Annotated in this window: 10 protein-coding genes; 6 read left to right on the top strand and 4 right to left on the bottom strand. The window is 50.6% G+C overall.

Translation table 11 applies throughout. The features are described from left to right. The first annotated feature begins 198 nt into the window (after positions 1-198). From AB1757_23610 to AB1757_23600, 3 genes are all read left to right on the top strand, one after another. Complete coding sequence (locus AB1757_23610) at positions 199-1,284, top strand: AAA family ATPase (GenBank protein MEW6130043.1); 1,086 nt, start codon at positions 199-201, stop codon at positions 1,282-1,284. Between the two features lie 88 nt (positions 1,285-1,372). Continuing rightward, entirely contained in the window at positions 1,373-3,505 is a 2,133-nt protein-coding gene (locus tag AB1757_23605) for a SpoIID/LytB domain-containing protein (protein MEW6130042.1), read from the top strand. A 66-nt stretch (positions 3,506-3,571) separates the two neighbouring features. Beyond that, positions 3,572-4,201: a hypothetical protein gene (locus tag AB1757_23600; protein MEW6130041.1), complete on the top strand. Its 630-nt coding sequence runs from the start codon at positions 3,572-3,574 to the stop codon at positions 4,199-4,201. A gap of 14 nt (positions 4,202-4,215) precedes the next feature. Here the strand turns inward: AB1757_23600 and AB1757_23595 are convergent, their stop codons facing one another. Beyond that, complete coding sequence (locus AB1757_23595; GenBank protein ID MEW6130040.1) at positions 4,216-5,445, bottom strand: M20/M25/M40 family metallo-hydrolase; 1,230 nt, start codon at positions 5,443-5,445, stop codon at positions 4,216-4,218. A 111-nt stretch (positions 5,446-5,556) separates the two neighbouring features. After that, the gene (locus tag AB1757_23590; GenBank protein MEW6130039.1) at positions 5,557-6,774 is read right to left on the bottom strand and encodes a LeuA family protein; all 1,218 of its coding nucleotides are present in this window, start codon (positions 6,772-6,774) and stop codon (positions 5,557-5,559) included. Between the two features lie 316 nt (positions 6,775-7,090). On the opposite strand from AB1757_23590, the gene AB1757_23585 reads away from it, so the two are divergent. Beyond that, positions 7,091-8,785, top strand: coding sequence for a glycosyltransferase family 39 protein (locus AB1757_23585; GenBank protein ID MEW6130038.1), 1,695 nt, complete (start codon positions 7,091-7,093; stop codon positions 8,783-8,785). A gap of 191 nt (positions 8,786-8,976) precedes the next feature. Here the strand turns inward: AB1757_23585 and AB1757_23580 are convergent, their stop codons facing one another. After that, positions 8,977-9,666 (bottom strand): dienelactone hydrolase family protein, encoded by a 690-nt coding sequence (locus AB1757_23580; GenBank protein MEW6130037.1) that lies wholly within the window; start codon positions 9,664-9,666, stop codon positions 8,977-8,979. Positions 9,667-9,762: 96 nt separating this feature from the next. Between AB1757_23580 and AB1757_23575 the strand changes: the two genes are divergently transcribed. Next, positions 9,763-10,812, top strand: coding sequence for a 2-dehydropantoate 2-reductase (locus AB1757_23575; protein MEW6130036.1), 1,050 nt, complete (start codon positions 9,763-9,765; stop codon positions 10,810-10,812). A gap of 640 nt (positions 10,813-11,452) precedes the next feature. Beyond that, positions 11,453-17,944, top strand: a complete 6,492-nt coding sequence (locus AB1757_23570) for an LAGLIDADG family homing endonuclease (protein MEW6130035.1) — start codon at positions 11,453-11,455, stop codon at positions 17,942-17,944. Positions 17,945-18,047: 103 nt separating this feature from the next. On the opposite strand, the gene AB1757_23565 is transcribed toward AB1757_23570, so the two are convergent. Continuing rightward, positions 18,048-18,206, bottom strand: coding sequence for a DUF6800 family protein (locus tag AB1757_23565; protein MEW6130034.1), 159 nt, complete (start codon positions 18,204-18,206; stop codon positions 18,048-18,050). Positions 18,207-18,446: the final 240 nt, after the last annotated feature.

Genomic DNA, 18,446 nt, shown 5'->3' with positions numbered 1-18,446 from the left:
TGAACTGCGATAGGTTTTTTCTCAGTAACATTAAGTTGATGGAAATTGTCGTCCACCGTTTTTAATGATAATTTTCCATTAACTAGATTTTGGGGAGTATCGGAAGTGGAAAAAAGTCATAACCATTCAAATAGAATACCTCTGAATCCTGACCTCAAGAGTCAACGCGCGCAAGAGTTCGAGGATAAATTGGGCGCTATGATTGTGGGACAGGAACGCGCCGTGCGGCGTATTTCAGGGCTTTATCAAATTTATCTGGCCGGTATGCAAAATCCCGGCAGACCCATCGGCACCATGCTGTTTTTGGGACCCACGGGTTCAGGTAAAACCCGCGTCGTCGAAGCCGCCGCCGAGGTGTTGTTTAGCGATTCCAATGCGGTGGTTAAAATCGATTGCGCCGAATTTCAACATTCGCATGAAATTGCCAAACTCATCGGCTCGCCGCCCGGTTATCTCGGACATCGCGAAACCTCACCGATGTTGACGCAGGAAAACCTCGACAAATATCACACGGATGCCGACAAGCTCACGTTCATTCTGTTTGACGAAATCGAAAAAGCGTCGGACGCTTTGTGGCAATTGTTGCTGGGCATTCTCGACAAAGCGACGCTCACGCTTGGCGATAATCGTCGCGTCGATTTTTCCAATTGTTTAATCTGCCTGACCTCCAATCTCGGCGCGAAAGAGATGAGCGAACTGATTACCGGGTCAATTGGATTTGCGCCGGCGCGCGGCAAAGCTTTAATGGAAGACGAGGTTGACCAGAAGATTTATCGCACCGCGCTTGAAGCGGCGAAGCGCAAATTTTCGCCGGAGTTTATGAATCGCATTGATAAAGTCGTGGTTTTCCGCAGCCTCAAGGATTATCACCTAAAACAGATTCTTGAACTGGAACTCCGTCAAGTGCAAAACCGCATCATGAAAGGGACCGGCGAAAAATTTGTCTTCAGTTGCTCGGAAGCCGCCAAGCAGTTTCTGTTGGATGAAGGCATTGATTTCAAATACGGCGCGCGCCATTTGAAACGCGCCATTGAACGCTTCCTGGTCTATTCGATTTCAAATCTGGTGGCGACCAAACAGGTGGCGACCGGCGACCTCGTGATGATTGATTATGATGGTTCATCGGGCAAGCTGGTCTTTACCAAAGAAGAAGGCGGCGCGCTCATCGACACCAATCGCAGTTCCTACCCGGAAATGTTTGAAGAGAACTCCGACGAACAAGCCATCGCCGCAGAAGCCTCCGGCGGACTGAATACCGCGCCGCTTACTGCCAGCGAAAAATAATTGGCTTGATTGTTTTGAATCGCTTAAAAGCCCGGCAAGCCTTCGCACTTCCGGGCTTTTTCATTCACCAAAGTTGTACGCAATGTTTTTGCAAACCCTAAAAAGATGGCTCCGTCGAAATTTCAACACCCGCAACACATTGCACATTCAATTGCGCTATACCCTGGTTTTCCTGTGTCTATTCACTTTTTTTTCAATCGCAGTAAAGGCACAAACCTCTCTGGATAAAACTCAAACCATTCGCGTCGGTCTCTTTGATTTATTTGCAACACCGCAATTGCAGGTTCGCCTCGCCTCCGGCACAAAAGCGTTTTTACAAATTGGCAGTATCCAGGACACACCGATTTTTCCGGGAGATGTTTTGCGCATTCGCAAAGTCAATCATCAATTGAACATCGCGGTTATTGATGCTTCAGGCAAAGTAAAACTTTCAACCCATTCCATTCAAGCACGCATCGAACCGTTGAATGAAACGCAATTCTTATTAACTATCCCCGGAAAAATTCATCGCGTGGTTAATGGCAACTTATCTATCGCCGCGCAAAATCTGAAATCGCGCGTCAGTTTGCGCATCACCTTAACCACAGACCGCGAAGCTTATGTGGCATCGGTCATCGCCGGTGAAATGAGCGCCACTCGCGAAATTGAAGCGTTGAAAACCCTCGCCGTCGTTGCGCGTTCATTCACGATTTCCCATCAATCGCGCCACCGCGACGAAGGCTTTGATTTTTGCGATACCACCCATTGTCAGGTCTATCGCGGCGAAGATGACCTGCGCGCCTCAAGCGTTTCAACAACCATCACTGGCGCGGTTGAATCAACCGTAAACGAAGTTTTGACTTTTAACCACAAAGTCATCGAAGCGTTTTACACAGCCGCCTGCGGCGGAAATACTGCAACCCCTGCGACCATCTGGGGCGGCGCGACCCTAAGCAATGAGGCTTACGTATCGATCTCCTGTCAGTGGTGCGCCGCGTCGCCTTATAAAACCTGGCAACGACAAGCCGAAGTCGCGCCAACCCTTGCGGCGCTCTCTATGGCGCTCAATTTCAACTTATCGCCATCGACGGAACTCGCCGTCATCAACCACCCGCAAGGTGACATCGTCGAATCGGTGCGCATCACAGACCATTCGCGCAGTTGGCTGTTAAATACAGAAGCTTTTCGTCGGGCTATCGGGCGCAGAATTGGTTGGAACAGAGTGCTCAGTCCAACGTTTAGGATAGAGCGTCGCGGAAATTCTTTCATTTTTCGTGGCAGGGGTTTCGGCTCTCAGGTAGGATTATGCGTCGCAGGAACCATCGCGCAGGCAAAAGCAGGTCGTCGCTATCGGGACATCCTCGAATTTTATTACCCACACACGGAGCTGGATTTGGAAAGCAAAAAGCACAAGGCAAACAGCAGGATTCAGGATTCAGGATTCAGGATTCAGAGTTCACAAGCAAGAGATAATCGACAATTAGAAACAATAGAGTCTACGAGGCTTCAAATTGCAAACCGGGACGAACAGCCGCAATTCTCAGATATGAATTTGCAATCCGCAATCCGCAATCCGCAATCCGCAATCAACTTTAGCCTTTTGCCTTTTGCCTTTTGGGGAGTGGGTCGCAAACTCGCTGAACTCGGCGAATGGCTGATGGCGTTTGGCGGATTCGGGCTTTTCGCTATCGCGCTTCTCGATTCGGCATTGATTCCGTTGCCGAGCGGTCCCGACCTGGTGATGATTGCTCTGAGCGCCAATGACCCGGCAAAGATGCCGATTTATGCGCTTGCCGCAACCTTGGGTTCGACTCTCGGTTGCACGATGTTGTATTTGATGGCGCGACGCGCCGGGATGGTGGCGTTGAAACGCATCAAGCCTGAACGGCGCGAACGCCTCGAAAATATGCTCGGTCGTTACGATATGCTGGCGGTGATGTTGCCGGCGATGTTGCCGCCGCCTTTTCCGTTCAAACCGTTCATTCTTTCGGCGGGCGTTTTCAAATTGAAAATCGAACGGTTTATCCTGGCAATTTTCATCGGACGGGCGATTCGCTTTTTGGTTGAAGGCTGGTTGGCGATTCAATTCGGTGATGAAGCGTGGAATTTAATCAAACGCCAAGGGCTGAAAGTTTTATTGGCTGTTGCTTTAATTATTATTGTTTTTTGGGCAGTAAATTTTTATAAAAAAAAAGGTAACTCTTCTTCGCTTGCCGTTGACGAAGTAACGCCCCAAGATTAAACGCTTCCCCGTGCATATTGCGTGTGTTAGCATTAGTGATTTGCTGAGGAGATAATTTTTTTGCTCATGAAGAAGCTCATCTGTATTATCGCGCCATTCGTTCTGACCATTGTGGGAATGGCGCAATCGCGCAACTGTTTGCGCATCATGCCTTTTGATGAACTGGTGCGCACCTCAACCTGGATTGGTCGTGTGAAAGTCTTGAAAGTCAGCAAAGCGAACCTGCGCGGGCAGTTCTATCAACTGGCGATTTTGCAACCTGTGGAAGTGATTGAAGGCGATTCATCACTACAGCAAATCAACGTGCTGGCAAAATCGAATGTGCCCTGTGCCAATGATGTTTATGTCATGGGACAGGAACTTCTGGTTTTTCTGGTTTCCGAAGCCGGTCTGTATCGCACCCAGAATTTTCAATATGGCATGTTTGTCATCAATGAAGAAATCATCAGAGGCTGGCACGGCAAAGACAATTTGATAGCCGATAAACCTTACTTGGAAATTCGCTCGGAAATCGAAACCTTTTTAAACAGCTGGCGAAACCCCAATCAACCGCCGCCGGTCAACCCGGCTATCGTTCCCAATTCTCAAACGCCTCAATCCAATCAAAACCCGCAAAGTCAAACCAAACCACCGACGCCGCAACCGAGTCCGATTAAACCGCCTGAACCCACGCCAACCAAACCGCCGACGTTTTAATTTCCCTTGCTTGATTAGCTTGCGAGTCCCGCGAGTGCGACCGTGAGTAACAACAATCGCTTCAAGCCCAATTCGCGTCCCGTGGGGTCGTACCATTCCGCCAGAGTGTGACAATTACTCGACACCCCACCCGCGCCGATGGTGATTGCCGGAATGCCTAACGAAATCGGGATGTTGGAATCCGTCGAAGAACAGTCGAGGCGCGGTTCGATGCCAAGCGCGCGCGAACATTCGACCGCCGTTTGCACGATGCGTGAATCGATAGCGGTTTCGCCTGACGGACGATTGCCTTTCGGTTCAAAATTGTAAGAAAGTTGCGTACCGCTCATGGCGCGTTGGGCATTCTCTTCACGCACCGCAAGGTCAACCATGCGACGCAGATGCTCTTCCAATTTATCAATCTCTTCACGCGACACCGAGCGCATATCGACCGTCATGCTCGCCGATTCGGGAATCGAGTTGACCGAATTGCCACCTTCGATGATACCGACGTTATAAGCGGTGCGCGGCGCCAGTGGCGCTGTATAGCTGGAGAATTTCGCAATCGCGCGTCCGAGCGCATGTACGGGATTAACCACCCCGAAATCGCCCCACGAATGCCCGCCGGGTCCGTTGATAGTTAAACGATAACGCCGCGAACCGAGTGCGCGGTTGGTAATGCGTTCAACGCCCGGGCCATCAAGCGAGACAAAGGCATCAACGCCCGCTTGAAATTCGCCTTCGGTAAACAGATGGCGCACACCGCGCAAATCGCCTTCGCCTTCTTCGCCTACAGTGGCGACAAAATAAATCGTGCCTTCGGTTTGAATGCCGCAGGTATTCAAAGCCTTTGCCAGCATCACCAGACTCATCACCCCGCAAGAGTCATCGCTGATGCCGGGCGCAAAAAGCCTCCGCCCGTCGCGTTTAACCGCCACATCCGTGCCTTCGGGAAATACTGTATCGAGGTGCGCCGAAACCATCAGGCTGGGACTTTTTGCCTGCCCACGACGTTCGGCAATGACGTTGCCTTCGCGGTCGATGCGAACGTTTGTGAGACCGATTTCGGCAAAGCGGTTCTGGATGTAATCGGCTCTCACAGCCTCTTTGAAGGGAGGCGCGGGAATTTCACAGATGCGAATCAACTCTCTGGTGGCTTCATCGTGCATGTCGTCTATGAAAGCAAACGCCGCTTGCATCTGCGGATAAAAAACTAAATTCTGCGCCGTTATTGTGCCTGGTTTTGTCGCGTAATTCGGGGTCATTTTATTTTCGGTTTTCGAGTTCCGATGTAAATTCTCTTTTGATTTTAAAGGATTACCCATTAATTGAAAGATAAAATTCGCTGTTGTATTCGAGCCATCAAATTTGGCAACTTACAATCCGATGACCTTCAGGATTTCTTCATTGGTGAGCGTCGCGTTGCCTTGCTTTGCATGATTGAAAATTTTTTCAACGCGCTCTTCGGTCGGTTCGATACCCTTGCGTTCAAGCCAGAACACGACATTCGATTTGCCGCTCATGGGGCCGATTTCAATCACTTGTTCGCGCCCGAACATCTTTGCAGGGACGCCTGAATAGACCGCATCCACCAGCCATTCATCGCCTTTTTTGAAAGCCTTAATCACCGCCGCCGCATGAACGCCGGTCGCTGTGCGAAAGGCATCGCGCCCGACTACAGGATAATTAATCGGAATCGGCACGCCGACAGCATCGCTTGCGGTTTCGCAATACTTCATCAGATTCGAGAGGTCGCGTTCGATATAGCCGAGCAATTGAAAATTCACCAGCAGTTGATCCATCGGCGTATTGCCGACGCGCTCGCCGACGCCAAGCGCCGAACCGTGCACACGGTCTGCCCCGGCTTCAAAAGCGGCGATGGAATTAATCACTCCAAGTCCACGGTCTTGATGACCGTGCCAGTCAACTTTGATGTCTTCGCCGGTATCGGCAATGATGGATTTAATGAATTGAATGAGGGCGCGCGTGCCTTCGGGCGTCGCGTGACCGACCGTGTCGCAAACGCAAATGCGCCTGGCTCCGGCTTCAATCGCCGTGGTGTACAACGCGCGAATCGTATCGGGATGGGCGCGCGTGGTGTCTTCGGTTACATACATCACCGGAAGCCCGTGCGAAGTTGCGAATTTCACCGCCTCTTCGGTGTGCGTGAGCATCCGCTCCAGAGACCAATCTTCAGCGTACTGGCGGATGAAACTCGAACCGATAAACATTCCCGCTTCAATCGGCATACCGACTTTTTGCGAAATATCGACGATGGGTTGAATGTCTGCAATCACCGTGCGCGCCGCGCAATTGGGTTGAATATCGAGTTTGCAATCGACAATCTCTTTAGCGAGCCGGGTGACATCCGAAACCACGCGCGGACCTGCGCCCGGCAGTCCAATGTCCGCCGAATCGATGCCCAGCGAATCCATCAAATGCAAGAGTTCGATTTTTTTCTCAATCGGCGGGTCAATCACCGAGGGCGATTGCAGCCCGTCGCGCAAGGTTTCATCGTCAAACTGCACACGCCGGTTGATCTGTAGGTCGCTGCCGACGCGATTCCAATCATAAATCAATTCTTCTTTATTCATACTGCCGGTCTTTCTGAAAAAATTAGAGAATTCGATTAGAGCAAACGCGCAAAGCAAGCGTCAAGCACCTGGCAATTGCGGATTGCCGATTTGGTTGTGAATTCGCTTACCATAGTAACTCAGAACAACGAACCTCATCCGCTTCATCCGCCCGATCCCAAGATAACTTTACTCCTTCACCGGCTGCCTTCTACGTTTATGGCGGGAACTGCGCCGCGCAAATGGCGTCAGAAACCGCTAATGCCAACCTCAAGTGAATAAAAAATCATCAGGCGAATTAGCGGATACTGTGCAATCAAACATTGGCGATGCTACTATGCAAAACAAAATGACGACGACCAAAACGATGCCTGAAAATCAAAAAACCGATGCCTCCATACCCACAACGAAAACCATTTTCTATGCCTTCGCGGGTCTATTCATTTTAAATCTCTTGCTCAGAGTTTTTTATCTGCGTTTCGATTTCGTCAACGGTGATGAAGCGGTGCGCGCGTTGACGGCAACCGAGTGGTTAGATGGGGCGCGGCTTTATGTAGACATTGTGACCGACAAACCGCCGGCGACGACCTTTTTTTATGCAGCGGTGTTTAAATTTTTTGGGCGGTCAATGGACGCGATTCACCTGGCGGCTACGGTCTGGAATTTTTTTACTGCAATCGTTGTTTTTTTAATCGCGAAAAAAATTTATGGGGTGCGTGCAGCCCTCTTGTCAGCATTGGTTTTCGTCTATTTCAGCACCAACTATTTCACGCAGGATATGATGGCGGCAAATACCGAACTATTGATGGCGCTTCCCTATTCGGCTTCATTTTATTTTTTTCTGCGCGCTCAAAATTCGGAAAACCGTCGCATCACGCTTGATTTATTTTTCGCGGGACTTTTGACCGGGGTTGCCATTGCTTTCAAACAAATTGGCGTTTTTAATTTGCTGTGTTTCACCCTGACCGAGTTGTGGTTGATTTATGCGATGCGAAAAACCCGACCACTCATTCAGGCAATTCTTCTATCAAGTAAACGCCTCGCAATGATTGCGCTCGGGGTCGTGGTGGTTTTTGCCTGCGTCCTTTTATGGCTTTATCAGGCGGAGTCGCTTGGCGATTTCTGGCGCAATGTGTTTGTCGTCAATACCTTTTACATCTCTTCACTGCCAGGCGATTTGTGGTTGAAATTTATGGTCGGGCGAACCCTTGGTTATATCTTTTTCAATTTAACCCTGTGGGCATTGGCAGCGTGTACCATCCGGCGAGTGATAAAGCGCAAAGACAACCGCAAATCATTTCAACCATCTTTTGCCGTCAACCCTGAAGGGGTAATCGGGCTGTGGGCATTGGCTTCGTGGTCGGGCGCGTTTACTGGCGGGCGATTTTTCGGACATTACTTCATTCAAATGCTTCCGGCGCTGGCGATTCTCGCCGCTGGTAGTGGCGAGTGGTTGATTGAACAGGTAAAGAATCCCGGGCGCAAACGTCGCGCTTTGCTGGCGACTGGGTTACTGCTGTTTTTTTTCATTATCGGATTGGTACGAATGCATAATCGCACGGCGATTCTCGCTTATGAAACCTTGACCGGCACGCGCACGCGTCTCAGCGAAGCTTGGGGGATGACGGTGCGCGAGCGCGAAACTGCAATTGTCGCCAAGCGCCTGCGCGAACGCTTGAATGCAGGCGACCGGCTTTACATCTGGGATTACGCGCTGGATGTTTACTGGCGTTCGGGGTGTCGTCCGGCTTCGCGTTATCTGCAACCCTACTACCTCACAGGCAATTTCACCGATTCAAACCTTGATGTTGCTGAGACCAATCAAAATTTCTATTCACCGGCTCACGCGCAGTTCATCGAAGACCTCAAACGCCATCGCCCGCGAATTATTTTAGATTTGTCGGATACTTTTTTGCGTTTGCCTTTTCGGGAAATCACCGATTTCATCAAAACCCACTATGAGCGCGACACCGAAATCGGCGTCGAACCCGGACGCCCGTTCGTGGTTTACCAACTCAAAGAAAATTTTTAACCACCGAGACACTGTAAGAAGAAGGGGAGAAAGGGAGAAGGGGAGACGGGGAGAGGGGGAGACGGTTAATCCCTTTGCTCAAAAAAAACAAACCTTCTGCTCAATCAATATCAGAAAAGCCGTGAAGAATTTTATCTCCCTTTCTCCCTTTCCCCCCTTCTCCCCTTCTTCTTCCCTGTGGTGAATTCCTGCTATCGTTGGTTGATTCGCTCAAGCAGCCAGTGGTTAATCACCGGCAGGGCTTCGCGCATGAAAATATGACCGACGGGAAAGCTTTGGAAATCGACCCGACCAGCTCGCATCTGCATTGCCGGTTGAAAAGTTCGCACACGTTCAATCGGATAAAATTCATCGCTTTCACCGGCAATAATCAATATGTCTGTATCGCTCTTTTGATATTTGTCTTCCTGCCAATCGCCGGGGATGCCACCACAAACCGCGACGACACCGCGAATCTGGTTGGGATGCGTGAAGGCAAAACGATAATTGAGCGAACAGGATTGGGAAAACGCCAGCAAAAAAATCTGCTGGCGATTAATCGGATATTCCTCAGCAATCTTTTCAATCATCGCGGTCACTGTGCGATGATGGAGGGAAATAGTTTCGGGCGATTTGTAGGTCATCATCCAGCCGAAACCGATGCGCGGCATTCCCCCTTCACTGCCTTCACGAATAAAAAAGCCATTCGGCGCTTGCAAAGAAGCAATGATGCAATCTTCGGCGTTGATTTTTTGCGCGAGATTCATCATCGACTCTTTATTGCCTTCGTACCCGTGCAAAGCAATCAGCAACGGCAAGGGTTGCGTCGCATCTTCGCGCTCAGGGACATAGAGGTCATAATGCATTTTGATGGTTTGTTCTACGGATTGTTCGATAATCATGGCTTCAATTGATAAACCTTCGAGTTGAAATTTGGCTTGAACTTTTTCCTGGCGATTTGTTTTTGCATCGCGTAGATGCGATATTATCGAAATTCTATGAGCGAGGGAAAGCCTGAACGTTACATCATTTTTGGAGCGGGCGCGATTGGCATAGCCGTTGGCGCACTGTTGCTGAACCTTGGCAAGCGCGTCGCGTTCATTGCGCGCCCGATTTTTGCCGATGCCTTAAAACGCGGCGTCACCATCAAACAGGAAGACCGGGAAGTTTTTTGTCAGGCAGAGGCTGTGACCGCTGCCAATCAGTTGCGCTATCAGCCGGGCGATGTCGTCGTGGTCACCGTCAAATCACAGGTGATGCGCGAGGCAATCGAAGAACTCGCTGCCGCGTGCGATAAACGCATTCCGGTTGTCTGTTTGCAAAACGGCGTGAGTAACGAAGCTGTTGCCGCCGAGCATTTTGAAAATGTTTACGCGGCGCTGGTGTTGTTTTCCGCCGTGCAACTCGACCCGCAACTGATTACCATGCCGCGCGGGCGTTCGATTGCCATCGGGCTTTATCCTGACCGCGTTGATAAACTTTTGCAGGCAATCTGTGAAGATTTAGCGCAATCTGGATTCGAGGCGCTCGCTTCACCTTATGTGATGGCGATGAAGTGGGGCAAGTTGATTGCCAATTTGAATAACGCGACGCACGCCATCACCGGTTACTGGGTCGAACTTGGCGCAGCCGACCCGGAGATGCGCGAGTTGACGATTGCTGTGCGAGAAGAAGGCATGCGCACATTAGCCGCCGCGGGGATTGCCGCTGAACCGCCCGAAGCTGAACCCTCGCCGATTCGTATCAGCAAGTGGACTGAGCGCATCCGCCAGACCCGGCAACCGCTCGACGAGGCGTTGCAGTTGCCCGAACCTTTGCGCACCTATGCCTCGATGCATCAAGACCTGATGCTCGGTCGCAAAACCCACGAAGCCGACTACCTCAATGGCGAAATCATCAAACTGGGTAAACGATTGAACCTGCCGACGCCGTACAATTCGGCGCTACTGGAAATCGTCAACCGCATGTTTACGGAAGGCTTGCAGGCTGGAATTCATACACCTGCCGAGCTTCATGCCCTGATAAAAAATCGCGCCAATCAAACCTAAAAACTGAATTGGATTCAAAAATTTTCACGACAAATTTTGGCTCAACGCCTTCCCTGACCTTGTAAATTTTTCCTGAAATTGATTGTGCCTGTTGAAAATATTTTTTTAATTTTTAAAAGCCTTTTTCACGCATCATTTGGCTTGGGTCTGGGCTGTGGATAACCACAATATGTTGTATTTTGTGATTGACATGGGACTAGGTATGGAGTAAACTCCGACCCCGTCAAAGGGTATTCATCCAATAAAAAATTTAATAAAACGATGGGTGCTTTTGATCTTTTTTTGTCTGTGGCTTGTGGGGAAGCAAGCAGACAAACAAGCAATCTGTGGATGGATCAAGGGGTTCGCAAAGGCGTTGTAAAATCGGTTCGTTAGAACAGTGTTGAGGTTTCGTTCAACCTGGGTTAACGAAGCGGTTTTTTGTTTTACAGGAAACCACTCCCTTCCTACATGAAAGCTTCCCGGCCCCAGTGCAGGATTGCCAGGGCGAGCTTAAAATACAACTCAACATAGCAGGTCAAAGTTCAGTACGACCCCAAAACTGTGGGCTAGTTCGGGAGATGGCATTCGCTTCTCTTTAGCAATATAATCTAGTCTTTGCCTGCCCCATCAGAGAACAATTAAAGGAGAGCTTCAAGACATGGCTACCGGAACTATCGGCGAAATTCAAAAAACCAATGGCAAAGTGGAAGAGGGATTCGCGCCGGATGCTGAGACCGCGCATTCGAGCGAAAGCGTGGGCATCAATATCCTCAACGAACTCGGGCAAAAGATTTTTCTTGATCGTTATGCGGTCAAAGACGCCAAAAAACGCACCCTGGCGATTGGCGATTTAGTGATTGTTTGCGTCGATGACAAAACCGGGCAGCGGGAAATCGGCACCATTGTCGAATATGACCCGCTGGCAAGCGGCGGCGTCGGCAAAGTCCATGTCGAATTAAAGGATGGCACCATCGTCGAGCGTTTGACCGAACATATCTCAAAGCCGATAGAGACCGCTCCCGAACAGATGATGGAGCGCGTCGCCCGCGGCATTGCCGCCATCGAAGGCGCGCAAGCCGATGCCTGGTATGAACGCTTCCGCTGGCTGTTGAACGGTTGGAAATTCGTTCCCGCCGGTCGCATCCTGACCGCCGCCGGCACCGACCAACAGCTCACATTTTATAATTGTATGCCGCCTGAGCAAGAGATATTGACAGCCAACGGATACCAACCGATTGCCGAGGTAAATGTCGGCGATTATGTGGTCACGCATCGCAATCGTCTGCGAAAAGTTCTGCATAAATTTGAGCGCGAAACCGCAGAGCCAATGTATATCATTAAGGCAAAGAAACTCGGCTATGATGACCTTCGCGTCACCGGCGAACATAAAATACTTGCCATCAAATCCGAATGGGTAAACACCCACAGAAGCCGTGATGGATTAAAGCTTCAACAACCAGCCGAGTGGATTCCTGCCAAAGAATTAAAGCCCAATGATTTTATTGCTGCGGCTTATGACGCCGAGCAAGCGCCGGTTCAAGCAATCATCATCTCGGAATATATTTCAGGCTATCAGGTCAGTGACGGCAAACTGTTTAAGCCACAAGCGCGCAGTGATTATCACGGTTATCTGGAAGAAGGCGGAACTAAATATGCGCTCAATAACCGATTGATTGTTGACCGCGACTTATGCTTCTTATTTGGACGTTGGTTGGGCGATGGTTGCGTGACGCATCGCACCAAGACCGACATTCCTTCGGGTATTAAAATCGTTTTCGGGCTTGATGAGCGAGAGGATGCCGAACGCCTTGCTCGCATCATTGAAGACAAATTCGGCGTACCAACTGCCATCAAGATGAGCAGTACCGAACGCTGGCTCGACCTGTGGGCAAACTCAATGCCTTTAGGGCAATTTTTCAAAGCCTTTCTGGGAAGTTACAGCTATGGTAAACGCATACCCAGTCATCTGCTGCGAATGCCTGATGAGTTGACCCTCGAATTGTTGAAAGGGTTGTTTACGGCGGATGGATACACCTCAGATAACAAGCTTGGCATTTTGCTTTCCAATCGCACATTAGCGACGCAGGTACATCAATTGTTGATGCGTTTGGGTTATTTCTTTTCGATTAAAGAGAACACTCACCGATTGGGCAAACGACCGGCATACAGACTACAGGCAACCGCCAATGAATGCGCCGATTTGTTCAAAGACTTTTTCGGTAAGCAAGCGCCGACAGCCGAAATAGATTTGAAATATTATTTTGAACACGATGGGCTTCGTTGGGCGCGAATCGCGGAAATTGCCGTCGAAGATTATTCAGGAGCGGTTCTTGATCTGGAGGTCGAGGAAGACCATTCGTTTGTTTCGGCAGGGATAGTCGTAAGCAATTGTTATGTGGTGCCGTCCCCGAGGGATTCGCGGCGCGGCATCGTTGAAACGCTCTCGCAGATGATGGAAATCATGTCGCGTGGCGGCGGCGTCGGCATCAATGTCAGCAGTTTGCGCCCGCGCCATTCTTATGTGAAAGGCGTCAACGGTCGTTCGTCGGGTTCGGTTTCGTGGGGCGGACTCTATTCATTCGTTACCGGACTGATCGAACAGGGGGGTTGTCTCACGCCGGAGTCGTTGGTCTTTACTGAAAAAGGGTTGTTGCGGCTTGATGAAATTGTCACCCATCAAGAGCAAGGTTGGCGTGAACACGACCTCATTATGATGACCGACGAAGGTGAACGTCTATCACGTCAGGCATTCAATAATGGCATAGCGGATGTTTTAACCATCAAAACGGACGCCGGGCTTTCACTTACCGGAACGCCAAATCATAAAGTCAAAGTAATGACCGATAGTGGCGCTGTGTGGCGGCGGGTTGATGAACTCAAACCCGGCGATGCGATGATGGTTACACTCGGACAACATCAGGGAACCCTGCAAAGATTACGCAAACCCGAATATCACCATCACAATCAAGACCCGGTTGAATTCCCGGAAACGCTGGATGAAGAACTCGCCTTCTTTTTAGGTTATTTCGCGGGCGACGGCTTTATGACGCAACGTAAAGGAGATTGGCGTTTAGGCGTCGCCGTATCGCACGACAGCTATTTGATTGATGAAATGCCTATGCTCATCGAGCGGCTATTCAAGGGCGCGCAAGTTCGCGTTCAACAGAAAGAAAATGATGCGTCGTTGATTTATGTCATCAGCAATCGCGCCGTCAAAGAATTTTTGACCAGCAACGGATTCAATAAAGCCAAAAGCGCAGAAGTCAGCGTACCGCGCCTCATCCGTCAAAGTCCGCCATCAGTCGTCAGCGCCTATTTACGCGGTCTATTTGAAGCTGATGGCAGCGTCTCGCATCACTATCCGATGTTGACCTCAACCTCCAAACGCTTGATTGATGAGGTAGCGACGCTGTTAATCGGTTTAGGATGCCCGGTAAAAATTGAGCCTCAGCCAATGGGCGCAAATCATTACGGCGACAAACCGCTGTGGCGATTGAGAATCAATTCGTTCAAAGGATTGGAAAGTTGGCAGGCGAATATCGGTTGTGATGCGCGTTCACGTTTTGCCACCTGTTTAAGCTTCGCTCCAGACACCAATAGAGAGACCAGCTATAAACTGCCCGAGGCAAATTATTGGCTTGAGCCGGTGCTCGCAGCAAAGGCGTTGCCGCAAATTGACCATCAGGCAGCCGGCAAGCGGATTAAGGCGACCGACCAGGCGCTCAGACGAAAACTTCAGCGCTACACGCGCGGCGACCGCAATCTGACGCTGTCGGCTTATGCCAATCTTTATCATAGGCACCAAGCGTTTGCCGAAAATGCGCCGCCGATAAACGACACTTGGTTTGTCTATGTTAAGGCAGTGCAAAAAGCCGGGCGGCAGCTTACGCTTGACATCGAAGTTGATGACAACCACACCTATCTTGCCAACGGCATGGTTACGCATAATAGTCGCAGGGGCGCGTTGATGTTGATTTTGAATTGCTGGCACCCGGATGTGTTTGAATTCATCAATGCCAAACGCGACATGGGCAAAATCAACAATGCCAATATCTCGGTCGGGATTACCGATAAATTCATGGATGCGGTTCATGCCGATGCCGATTGGGATTTGGTTTTCCCCGATACCTCTTATGACGATTATGAAGAGGTCTGGGACGGCAATCTCGATAAATGGCAGGCGATGGGCAGAAATGTCATCACCTATAAAACCGTCAAAGCCCGTGAAATTTGGGACACCATTATTCAATCCGCCTGGGCATCGGCAGAACCCGGCGTCTTTTTCATCGAACGCGCCAACAAAGATTCAAATTCGTGGTATTACGATTCAGGTTATCTGGGATGCACCAACCCGTGCGGCGAGCAACCTTTGCCAGGGTTCGGGGTCTGCAATCTCGGCGCGATTAATTTATCGAAATTCGTTCAGGATGGCGAAGTGCAATGGGACGACCTCGGTAAAGCGGTGCGTTACGCGGTGCGCTTCCTTGATAACGTCATTGACGCGACGCCCTATTTCTTTGATGAAAATTACAAACAACAAAATGCCGAACGTCGCGTCGGCTTAAATACGATGGGGCTTGCCGAGATGCTCATTCGCCTGGGCATTCGTTATGGTTCGGACGAATCGACGGAATTCATCGAACGGCTCTATCGTTTCATCGCCAGCAATTCTTATAAAGCATCGGCTGACATTGCCGCCGAAAAAGGCGCGTTCCCGATGTTTGATGCCGAGAAGTTTTTGCAGTCCGGTTATATGCAGCGCATGCCCGAAGACATTCGCCAGATGGTGCGCGAAAAAGGTATGCGCAATGTGACGCTGCTGACGCAAGCGCCCAATGGTTGCGTGACTCCTGACACGCTGGTTTTTGCAGATGGCGGATTGCGCCCCATCGCTACGCTTGGCGACGCGGACGGCGAACAATGGCAAGATATTGCCTTGACCACGCATTCCGATACCGGCGCGAAAGCGGTCAATAAGTTTTATGTGAACGGCTATCAGGAGGTTGTTGAAATCGCGACGGCAAGAGGGTTCAACCTTGCGGCAACTTTGCAACATCGGGTTCGGGTAATTGACTGCGAGGGCAACTACGAATGGAAACAGATGGGCGAAGTGCAACCGGGCGATGTTCTGGTAATGGCGCGCGGCGGGTTAGGGCGCGCTGAGGTGCCAACGCTTGCAGCGGTTTCAACCAGGAAGCGTCGTTCAACGTTGCGTTTGCCTGAAATGCTGACCGCAGAGCTTGCCGAACTGCTAGGCTTTTACATCGGCGACGGCTATTTAAAAGAGCGGCGCGGATTGGGCATCGCCGTTGATGCGCGTGACACCGATGTGGTCGGCAGATTGCAGGAACTCATTGGCAGAACTTTCAATCTCGACGCCAAGGTTGAAGACACCGAACGCAATTGCCTGTTGGTGTGGGCGGCGTCCTATTTTATTCCCAGATGGCTGCGCGCCAATGGCTTGGCGAAAGCCAATGCTTTGGACGCGCACATTCCCGAAGCCGTGCTTGCGGGCGGCGCAGCAACAGTCTCGGCATTTCTGCGCGGGTTGTTTGAAAGCGATGGCAGCATCTCAAATGGCGTCATCTCTTTCGTAAGCGCTTCGGAACGTCTGGCGCGCGAGGTGCAAATTGCCTTGCTCGGACTTGGCATTGTCTCGACACGCAGAAGCCTTGAGCCGGAAGCAGGTCGTTACGGCGCAAGCCTGCGTCACGAAGTTCGCGTGCTCAACAGCAGCGAAGTTCTGCGCTTCCGTGATAGCGTTGGGTTCGTCAGTCAACGTAAACAGGCGCTTTTGGATGCTTGTGAAGATAGAGGCAGCCGCGCAGATTCGATTCCTGCCGCCTTGCTCAAAAAACTTTATGACGAATCCGCAGGCTTGCCGACAACCATTCGTCAGGAGATTGCCAGCGCCATTAAGAGCGGCATGACGCAGGAAAAATGGCGCAGTCTGGCAAGCGCCAATCCCGCGCTTGGCAACTTGCCTTCGGCGTATTTGCTTGCTGGCAGTTTATTCTTCGATGTTGCGGCAAACATTCAATTGAGCGAATCGTTCACCTTTGATTTGAGCGTGCCGGATACCAACACCTATGTCGCTAATGGCATCGTCGCACACAATACCATCGGCACCATGGTCGGGACTTCGACGGGGATCGAACCTTTCTATTTCTGGAGCTATTTCCGCAAATCGCGACTCGGCAGTCATGAAGAGCGCGTCAAAGTTTTAGAAGAATGGCAGACGGCGCACCCGAATGAAGCGTTGCCGGATTATTTCGTCACCGCGATGGACCTGGCGCCCGAAGAGCATGTCAAAGTGCAGGCAGCCATTCAACGCTGGGTGGATTCGTCTATCTCGAAGACCTGCAACCTGCCAAACAACTACACGGTTGACCAGACTCGCGAAATTTACGAATTGCTCTATAAACTCGGCTGCAAAGGCGGCACGATTTATCGCGATGGTTCACGCGACGTGCAGGTTTTAAATCTCAAGAAAGAAGAAGAGAAAGCAAAATCCGCTGAAGTCGCAGAGTCGCCCGCAACCCCTGCAACCGTTGAAACGCAACCCGAAATCAAAATGGTTACGCAAATCGATCACGCTGCCAAGCCCAAGATTCGCCCGCGTCCTTACAAACGTCGCGGTTGCACGGTGAGCAAAGCGACGCCTTCGGGCACGGCGCATATCACCATGAACGACGATGACGAAAGTCAGCCGTTTGAGGTCTTTCTGGAAATCGGCAAAGCGGGTTCCGATATCAAAGCGATGGCGGAAGCTCTGGGGAGACTGATGTCGCTCGTCCTGCGCATCGAATCGCCGGTGTCGCCCGATGAACGGGTTCGCGAAATCGTCAAACAGATCACCGGCATTGGCGGCGCGCGCTCTTATGGCTTTGGCAAACGTCGGGTGCTGTCGCTGCCGGACGCCGTGGGTCAGGCGCTGGCGGAAAATTATCTGGGCGTTGCCACCGGCACGGAAGAAGCCGGGCAAGGTTCGGTGATGGGCGTGGAATCGCTTTTAGATGACCCGACAGAAAAAATTGAGCAGGCAATGGCGGGCGCAAACGGCGATTTGTGTCCGAGTTGCGGCGATTCGACCTTCGTGCGCAGCGAAGGCTGCCACACCTGCTATGCCTGCGGCTATTCCGAGTGTTAAGGTTTTGTCCGCCCCCTGAAAAGAAAAGGGTAAGTCCTAATGGGCTTACCCTTTTTCTTTGCTCAAGGTGTTTATATTTTCAGGATTGACGTCGTCCGAATTACTATTCAGCGGGCGTATTTTTCGGATAGGTTTTGCGAATCTTTTCTTGAATGGCGTGGCGTGTCGCCTCATCGCTTGCGGCTCCGAGTTTGGCGCGCAATTTACGCCGTTTCTCTTTGCGATGTCGTCTTTGATTGATCTCTTTATTCCGCATTCTCATAGCTGATTTTTCAATCTCCTTGATAATGATTTCGACCTCGGTCAGTTGGAACTGACAAAGCCGAGATTTTATTCACAGAGCTTCGCGCTGGTCAACTAAAAGTTATTGATAAAATTTTCTGACGTTAATCAGAATTCCTTGTGCAAACCCTGATAGGTTGAGGTAAAATGCGCGCTTGCTGTTATGCTCGCGTAGCCTCACTCTCATACGGCAAGCGTAATTGCAACTCTGTTCCATCAA

This window comes from Acidobacteriota bacterium (assembly GCA_040754075.1).
In the GTDB taxonomy this organism is placed as follows: Bacteria; Acidobacteriota; Blastocatellia; order UBA7656; family UBA7656; genus JBFMDH01.
The sequence above is the reverse complement of the archived record's forward strand: the minus strand, read 5'-3'. Positions and strand labels throughout refer to the sequence as shown.